The following is a 7,427-nucleotide window of genomic DNA, read 5'->3' as shown; positions in this document are numbered from 1 at the left end:
CGTTGAGATACATCCGGTCAATGCACTCCACCTCGAACACCACGTGATCGGACAGGACATCGGCGACGGTGCGCGGTAGCGTCATGCTCGGCTCCGGTTGGACGGGCGGCCAGCAGGCCCACCAACCGCTCCGAGCGGTTCATACACCGGACCGGCCCGCCGGTCACGGTCTCACCCCGCCCGACCGGAGCCCCGAAACCCGACGGGAACAAGGCACGCCTCGTCGGGCTGGGGCGAAGCCCCGGTTAGATCTCCAGCGCCCACGGCAGGTCGGTGGGCGGCCGTGAAGCGCGCGCATCGCGTTCGCCACGAGGGCGATCCCGGCTCCCGACCTCGCCGAACTCGCTGGCTCGCTCGAGGACGGTGACCTGTTACCGGCGGCATCGGCCGACCCCACGTCGAACCCACGTCCTGCTCCTGGTCCACGACCTGCACGTCCGCGTCATCCACGCCGCGACCGGCGACCTGCTCCGCGAACTCGAGATCAACCCCGCGTGCGACCAGCCCCGACACAAGACCAACCTAAAACGACGGACGCGGAACCCACACTCCGTGGGTTCGGGCGTCCAGGATGTCCTGAGATATCACACCGTCGGGACGACAGACTTGTACTCCCCGACCACGATCGCATCGAACCGCCGACCCGCCGTCGACACCGCGGCCAGCAACGCCGCAGCGCGCGGCCGGCGATCCCACGGCACCCGCCGTGAACAGCCCACATCGAAATACTCCGCAACGATCACACCACGACCGTCGATGACGCTCTCGGCGACCTCACGCTGCCACGCACGTGACGTGGACCGGTCTTGGTACTCGACGGTCGACGTCCGCCCGTAGAACGCAAACCTCAACGCGTCCCGACCACGCCCGTTCGGCTCCCGCCCAGCGGGCCTGCCGCGTGTCCGCCACGCCCACCCACTCAGGAGATCGTGATGTCCCTGCTCGCGCATCGTGCCCATGCGATGATCAGAGCGTCCGCAGCTTCGGGTCGTGTGAGCACGTGGAAGCTCGTAGCGCCACCCGGCCGTGCCATGTCGTGCAGACACACCGCACGACCAGGACGAACCCAACCGGCCATCACCACCACAAGGTTGAAGATCAAGCTCAGGCCGTGGCCGCGACCGCCCCGGCGCCGGGGAGACAGTCGATGCAGCCGAGCCGGTTCTTGCTCGCAGACAGGGTGGCCGCCGCGCCGCAGTGCGGGCAGCGTTCCTCGGCGAACGCACCCAACGCGGCGAGCCAGTCGAACGCGAACGGGTAGCGGCGCGGGCCGCGGCGGACGTCGACCGGCACCCGCCATCCCGGCACCAGGACGGCATGCAGCCGGAACGGGCGGATCTCGTGGCGCGCCTGGTACTTCTCGTCGATCTCGAGCAGCCGCCGGGACCTTTCCTCCCGGGTGCTTGCGGCCCGCGCGGAGAGCAGCTCGGCCCGGTCGGGATCGGCGCTGGCCCGGCGCCGTTCCAACGAGCGGAGCACGTCGGCGTAGTAGTCGCGGGCGTGAGCGCGTTCGCGCCGATGAGCGTCGGAGGCCTGGCCCGACAAGGCGGTGCGACGCCGCTCGGCCGCCGCGTCGAGGATCGCGTGAGCCCGACCCACCGCAGCGGACACGGCCTCCAGCACCGGCGGGCGGGCCGGGGTGGCGCGCTCGGCGCGGGGCGCGGCGCGCAGCCGCGCGACGACATCGGGCGCAAGCTGCCGCCCGGACCCCGCGTCGATCCAGCACTCCAACCGCTCCTGGTAATGCTCGTCGGCCGAGAGCGAGTAGGTGACCAGCGCACCCAGGCGCAGCACGGGCCGGTCGACGCGGGTGGGCAGGCCAGTGACGTCGATCTTGCCGTGCTCGACCTGCACCTGATCGCGGACCCGCTGCTCCAGTTGGGGGCTGTCGGGGGCCGGCGTGGTAGGTGGCGCGAGTGTGACCACTCCGACGTCTCCGTGGCTCAGCGCGGAGTCGGCGGCCTGGATCAACACCGGATGGCCGGTGGCGAGCAGCACTGCGCCGTCCTCGCGGGCGACGTCGGGCTCGTCAGTCACCATGAACTCGTCGGGCAGGTCGAACTCGCCGGCGACGGCGGGCGGCAGTACCACCAGCGTGCTGTCGCCGGAGCGCTCGGTGAGCCCACCGCGCGCGTCGACGTAGCTCATCCAGAACCGCAGACCGGGATCCATCCTCAGTCCTCCCCGACCAGCTGGTCGACCGCTCCGCGGGTGCGCAGGTAGTCGGTGCGGGCGCGGGCCAGGTCGGCGCCCAGATCATCGAGCGAGGCCGTGAACTGCGCGTCGTCATCGGCGGCCACATAGGCGGAGAACACCGAGGACTCGAAGTCGAAATCGTCGTTGACCCGCCCGAGGATCATGTCCAGCTCCCCCACCACGAGCTCGAACAGATTGATCTTCGATTCGAGCACGTGCAGGATCTGCTCCTCGATCGTGCCGCGGGAGACGAGGTTGGCCAGCAGCACGTCGTGCTCCTGACCCACGCGGTGCAGCCGGCCCAGGCGCTGCTCGATCTGCATCGGGTTCCACGGCAGGTCCACGTTGATCATGACATGGCAGAACTGCAGGTTGCGCCCCTCCCCCGCCGACTCGGTGGACAGCAGCACGGGAACCTCGTCGCGGAACGCGGCGACCGCGGCGTCCTTGTCCCGGCGCGACAGGCTGCCGTGATAGCAGGCGGCCGGGATGCCCGCGGCCTCGACCTCGGCGGCCAGCGCGTCGAGCGTGTGGCGAAAGGCCGTGAACACCAGCACCTTCTCGCCCCGCTCCGCGTGGGTGCGCAACCGGATCAGCAGCTCGTCGGTCTTGCGGGGGCGCCCGATCGCCCGCGCGCGGGCGGCGAGGTCGGCCCACCCGACCTTGTCCAGGGTGGGCGCGACCGCGGCCGGGCTGGAGCCGGCCAGCCGGGTGAGGCTGCGCAGCGTCATCCGCGCCGACGGGGCGGCCGAGCGGGCCTCGTCGCGGATCCGCGCGACGATGTCGCCGTACACGGCCCGCTCCGCCTCGCACGGTGTGACCAACGCCGTCTCGGCGAGCCGCTGCGGCAGCAGCACCTCGACCTCGCTGCGCCGGTGCCGCACCATGATCTCGCGGGTGCGGGCCCGCAACGCCGCGACGTTGCGCAGCGCGTCGACCCCGGTGCCGGCGCTGCCATGGGTGCGGCGAAACTGCGCGGCCGTACCGAGCAGCCCCGGCGAAACGAGGTTGACCAGCTCGTAGAGATCCTGCAGCCGGTTCTCCACGGGCGTGGCGGTGAGCAGCAGCAAGTACCGGGTGCATAGCGCGCGGGCGAGCCTGCCCGACGCGCTCGCGGGATTGCGCAGCCGATGTGCCTCGTCGACGATCACCACGTCCCAGCGCTCGTCCACCAGCGCCGACTTCAACGGGTCGCGCCGCGCTGCGGCCAACGACGCCAGCACGACCGGCCGATCCGCCTCCCGGTCCCACCCACCGCGGGCGGCCACCGTGGTGGGCAGCGCGAACTTGCGCTCCAGCTCCTCGCGCCACTGGTCGACCAGCCCGGCCGGGGTGACGACGAGCGCGCGGTCGGCCAGCCCGCGCATCCGCAGCTCCGCCAGCACCAGCCCGGCCTCGATCGTCTTCCCCAGCCCGACCTCGTCGGCCAGGATCGCCCGCCCCCGCATCCGGCGCAGTACCGTCTGCATGGTGGCGAGCTGGTAGTCGAACGGGGTGAACGCCAGCCGCGACCCCGACAGCACCGTGTCGAACCCCGGCCTGCTCCACACCCCGACGGCGTCCTCGACCAGCGCCGAATGCTGATCATTCATGCCCGTCACACCTGCCAGCCGCTCCAGCAGCGGCGCGTACAACGCCGTGACCTCAGCCCGCTCCGGCGCTTCTGACGACAACCCGACCGACATCGGGGCCCCTCTCATCCGACCTCGGTCTGGACGCTATCGGTGTCCACCGACAGTGCGGTCGGCCCGGTCCCGGGGTGTCGCCGGATCTCCCGGAGCGGTCCGATAGAACCTCACCATGACAAGGAACGGATCTGACGACGACCTCATCGCGCGGGTCCGCGAGCTGCGGGCGACGGGCAGCTCCCCCAAGGAGATCGCGCGGGCGCTGGACGTCCGCCCGTCGGTCGTCGCGCGGATGGTCCGCGAGCTCGGCGCGCACCAGGTTGCGACCCGCGGCGAACCGGAGGTGGTCGGCTGCTGGGTCAGCAGCGGCTGGAGCACCGACCTGACCGTTGACGGTGACCGCGGCTGGCCCGACGTCGCGCGCGATGACGGCACCAGCGGACTGGCCTGAGTGGCGGTAGCCCGCCGGCACAAGCCGCAGCGGGTGTCGGTGTGCGGGTACCTGGTCGACACCTACTGCCTGGGTCTGAAGAACACCCTCGGCCCCGAGGTGATGAACGACCGCGACCTGCCCGCGTACCTTCGCTCGTACTTCTCCGCCATCGAGCCGGACGGCGTACCGCTGGAGACCTCGATCGAGCACGTACGACACCTGGTGCACGGCTCGGTCGACTACGCCCGCTCCCTCGGCTTCGAGCCGCACAGCGACTTCGCCGAGACAGCCGGGCACCTCGGCCCGTGGACCGAGACGTCGGCCATCACGTTCGGCCAAGACGGCGTGCCGCTGTTCGTGCAGGGGCCCCACGACAACCCGCTGGCGACGATCCGCACCTTGACCCGAACAGTCGGTGAGGGCAACTTCCACCACATCGCCACCGCGGGGCAATCCATCACGCTTCCGGCCCGCTGAGCAGGAGCCTGGCGGCGCCCTGCCGTCCTGCTCGCGCCGACCACGCCGCGGTGATCCCGCGAGAAGCACGTCAGCGTCCTGTCCGGGGTGCTGGTGTGCTTCTTGGGAAGGATCATCCGGGCCGGGTGCCACTTCGGCAATGAGCCAGGCCGCGGTGGACCCAGCTCGTGCCGCACCGTTCACGGGCGTGCTTGGCGTGAACTCGTTCGCTCCGCCGTACGCCAACCGATCTCGCACACGGATCCTCCCAACCAGGCGCGTCAGCCCGGCCGTGATCTTGCGTACGGGTAGTCTCAGGATGCCATTGGGAGGAGGTGGACCATGGCAGTCGATCCGTATCGGACACCGCTGCTGACCGCACGGGAGACCGCGCGGTACCTCAAGATGCCCGAGAGCACCCTCAACATCTGGCTCGCCTCACCAGCCGAGCAACCGCTCGTGCACGCCGTTCGCCCAGAGCGACGTGGCTGGCCACGCGTGCCCTTTGTCGGCATCGTCGAAGCCCACGTGCTCCGCGCACTGCGCGAATCAGGCATGCCTATGAACGACATTCGCAACGCCGCCACGATCGTGCGCAACGAGTTCAACGACCCCTACGCCCTGGCCACGCGACGCATCGCCACCGACGGGGTCGAAGTCTTCGTCCGCCTCGCCGACAAGTCCTTGGTCCGAGCCCGCGACCACCAGCACGCCATCAAGGAGGTCCTCGAGGACTACCTCCGCCACGTCGACTGGGACGAGACCGGAACCCCGATCCGGCTCCGACTGCCCGACTACCCAGCAGGCGCCGAGGTCGTCATCGACCCTCGATTCGGATGGGGCACCCCAGTGCTTGCGCAGAACAAGGTGAAGGTCGAAGACGTCGTCGCCCTCTGGCGCACGGGCGAGCCGATCACCGCCGTCGCCGAGGAGTACAACCTTGCCGAGAACGTCGTCGAGGACGTCCTCCGACAGGCCGCTTGAGTTCTTCTTCGACCGCAGTCTGGGGAAGATCTCGGCACAGCGGCTGCGCGACGCCGGCCACACCGTCCACCTCATCGCCGACTTCTACCCCGACGACGCGCAACAGGTCGGCGATTCCGAATGGATCGCCGAAGGCTGTCGCCGCGGCTGGACCCTACTGACGAAGGACCAGCGCATCCGCTACCGCACCTACGAACTCGCCGCCCTCGACAGCGGCCACCTCTTCTGCCTCGCCGACGGCAACGCAACCCTCGACATCATCGCCCAGCGCTTCCTGAAAGCCATGCCCGCCATCCACCGCGCCGTACACCGCACGAACGTCGGGTTCTGGCACGTCCATGAAGGCGGCCGCATCACCAAGATGTGGCCATAACCGACTCCAACCCACTGTCGGGACGACAGGATTTGAACTTGCGACCCCTTGACCCCCAGAACTGAATTCGGGCGCAGCCTCATCGAGACAGAGGGCAGAAGGCGGACTTGCAGGCAGCCATCGACCGTCAGTACGTTGGGTACGTGAACACCTGCCTTGTGCAGGTATGCGACGTTTCCGTGTCCGAGTCCCCCCTCCGACTCGAACTCTCACGTCCGCCGTCCGTGGATGGGAAAGGACCAGCGCAGACTGCTATGCGGCTGGATTGCGCATCCCCGGTCCGGAGACGCCGTCAACCCGTCAGTTCGCTCCCTCCGGAAGCGTGAACGGGTCGGGCACCGGCGACCGCCGCTTTGCACCGCGCTCCCCGGCCGCAGCCGCGACCTGCGCCGCGCGCTGCTTAAACGCCTCGAACACGTCGCCAGGGATGCGGCCGCGCTCCGATACCTCGAAGCCGTTCGCCCTGGCCCACTTCCTCACGGCGCCCGCCTGCTCACGGTCGTAGAAACTGCGACGCGCAGCGCCCGATCGGGCGGGCCTGCGGACGCGGCCGACGCGACGCGCCGACGCGACGAACGCAGCCAGACCTTCCCGAAGCCGGAAAGCATTCTCCTGCGACAGGCCGATCTCGTACTCCCGACCATCGACGGCAAAGCAAACCGTCTCAACGGCCTCGGATCCGTCGACGTCGTCAACGAGTCGAGTTTCAAGCTTCTGCGCCACGTCTCACTTCCACTAGTTCAACAGTCATCGCCGATCATCGACTCAACAGCCCCAGGATACCAGAATGTACCAGGCGCACCTGAGCCGACTGCACACCCGGTGGTCCTGATGCGTGGCGTCCAGCTGTCCACCTTGGCGAATCCCTGGTCCACCATGGCCAGCAAAGAATACTGGACAGCGTTCCGCATGCCAGCATCGCGCGGCCACAGCACATGTTAGCTCAGGGCGGGGTCTCACATCGGTATTGCTGGTTGCCGCGGGGCGACCACGCGTGCCACCACCCACCGACCACGAATCGACCGCCCTCCTGAGGTCGATGAACTCCTCAGCGAGACTCACGAACAACCCGGACCCGCGGAACAGCAACGCACCCGAAGTCGGCTCCGACCACGGAGGGCGCCGGCTGCGGTGATGTCGCCCGTCGGCCCGGCGGCAACGAGTCCTCGCAGTAGGCGGCGCTTGGTGCGGCATCGTCGACTCGGTCACCACGGAAAGACCACCACACAATGAGGTGATCTCAGCAAGAAGTGCGTAGCTGGAGTTGTTCGATGTGGGTGAGGACGAGCGCTGCTTTGACGTAGGCGCCGATTCTGCGGGGGCTGGCGGTGATGCGGCGCAGTGCTCGCCAGCGGCC

At 69.2% G+C, this 7,427-nt stretch carries 8 protein-coding genes; 4 read left to right on the top strand and 4 right to left on the bottom strand.

The genetic code is table 11. From position 1 onward, the window contains the following. Positions 1 to 584: 584 nt before the first annotated feature. The 3 genes from KME75_RS38305 to KME75_RS38295 all read right to left on the bottom strand — a co-directional run bounded on the left by KME75_RS38305 (position 585) and on the right by KME75_RS38295 (position 3,788). Complete coding sequence (locus KME75_RS38305; protein ID WP_219419838.1) at positions 585 to 743, bottom strand: hypothetical protein; 159 nt, start codon at positions 741 to 743, stop codon at positions 585 to 587. Between the two features lie 361 nt (positions 744 to 1,104). After that, positions 1,105 to 2,172, bottom strand: coding sequence for a hypothetical protein (locus tag KME75_RS38300; protein ID WP_219419837.1), 1,068 nt, complete (start codon positions 2,170 to 2,172; stop codon positions 1,105 to 1,107). 2 nt (positions 2,173 to 2,174) lie between these two features. Then, positions 2,175 to 3,788, bottom strand: a complete 1,614-nt coding sequence (locus KME75_RS38295) for a DEAD/DEAH box helicase (RefSeq protein WP_219419836.1) — start codon at positions 3,786 to 3,788, stop codon at positions 2,175 to 2,177. Positions 3,789 to 3,996: 208 nt separating this feature from the next. Here KME75_RS38295 and KME75_RS38290 point away from each other — a divergent pair, with 208 nt between their 5' ends. The 4 genes from KME75_RS38290 to KME75_RS38275 all read left to right on the top strand — a co-directional run bounded on the left by KME75_RS38290 (position 3,997) and on the right by KME75_RS38275 (position 6,070). Next, complete coding sequence (locus tag KME75_RS38290; RefSeq protein ID WP_219419835.1) at positions 3,997 to 4,275, top strand: helix-turn-helix domain-containing protein; 279 nt, start codon at positions 3,997 to 3,999, stop codon at positions 4,273 to 4,275. Further along, complete coding sequence (locus KME75_RS38285; RefSeq protein WP_219419834.1) at positions 4,276 to 4,734, top strand: helix-turn-helix domain-containing protein; 459 nt, start codon at positions 4,276 to 4,278, stop codon at positions 4,732 to 4,734. A gap of 321 nt (positions 4,735 to 5,055) precedes the next feature. Next, entirely contained in the window at positions 5,056 to 5,697 is a 642-nt protein-coding gene (locus KME75_RS38280; protein WP_219419833.1) for a DUF433 domain-containing protein, read from the top strand. Then, complete coding sequence (locus KME75_RS38275) at positions 5,654 to 6,070, top strand: PIN-like domain-containing protein (protein WP_219419832.1); 417 nt, start codon at positions 5,654 to 5,656, stop codon at positions 6,068 to 6,070. Before KME75_RS38280 ends, KME75_RS38275 begins: the two co-directional genes overlap by 44 nt. Before the next feature lie 300 nt (positions 6,071 to 6,370). Here KME75_RS38275 and KME75_RS38270 read toward each other — a convergent pair whose 3' ends face one another. Then, complete coding sequence (locus KME75_RS38270) at positions 6,371 to 6,793, bottom strand: histone-like nucleoid-structuring protein Lsr2 (protein WP_219419831.1); 423 nt, start codon at positions 6,791 to 6,793, stop codon at positions 6,371 to 6,373. Positions 6,794 to 7,427 lie beyond the last annotated feature (634 nt).

Source organism: Pseudonocardia nigra (assembly GCF_019396355.1).
Lineage (GTDB): Bacteria > Actinomycetota > Actinomycetes > Mycobacteriales > Pseudonocardiaceae > Pseudonocardia > Pseudonocardia nigra.
This window is presented reverse-complemented; position numbering and strand designations above follow the sequence as displayed.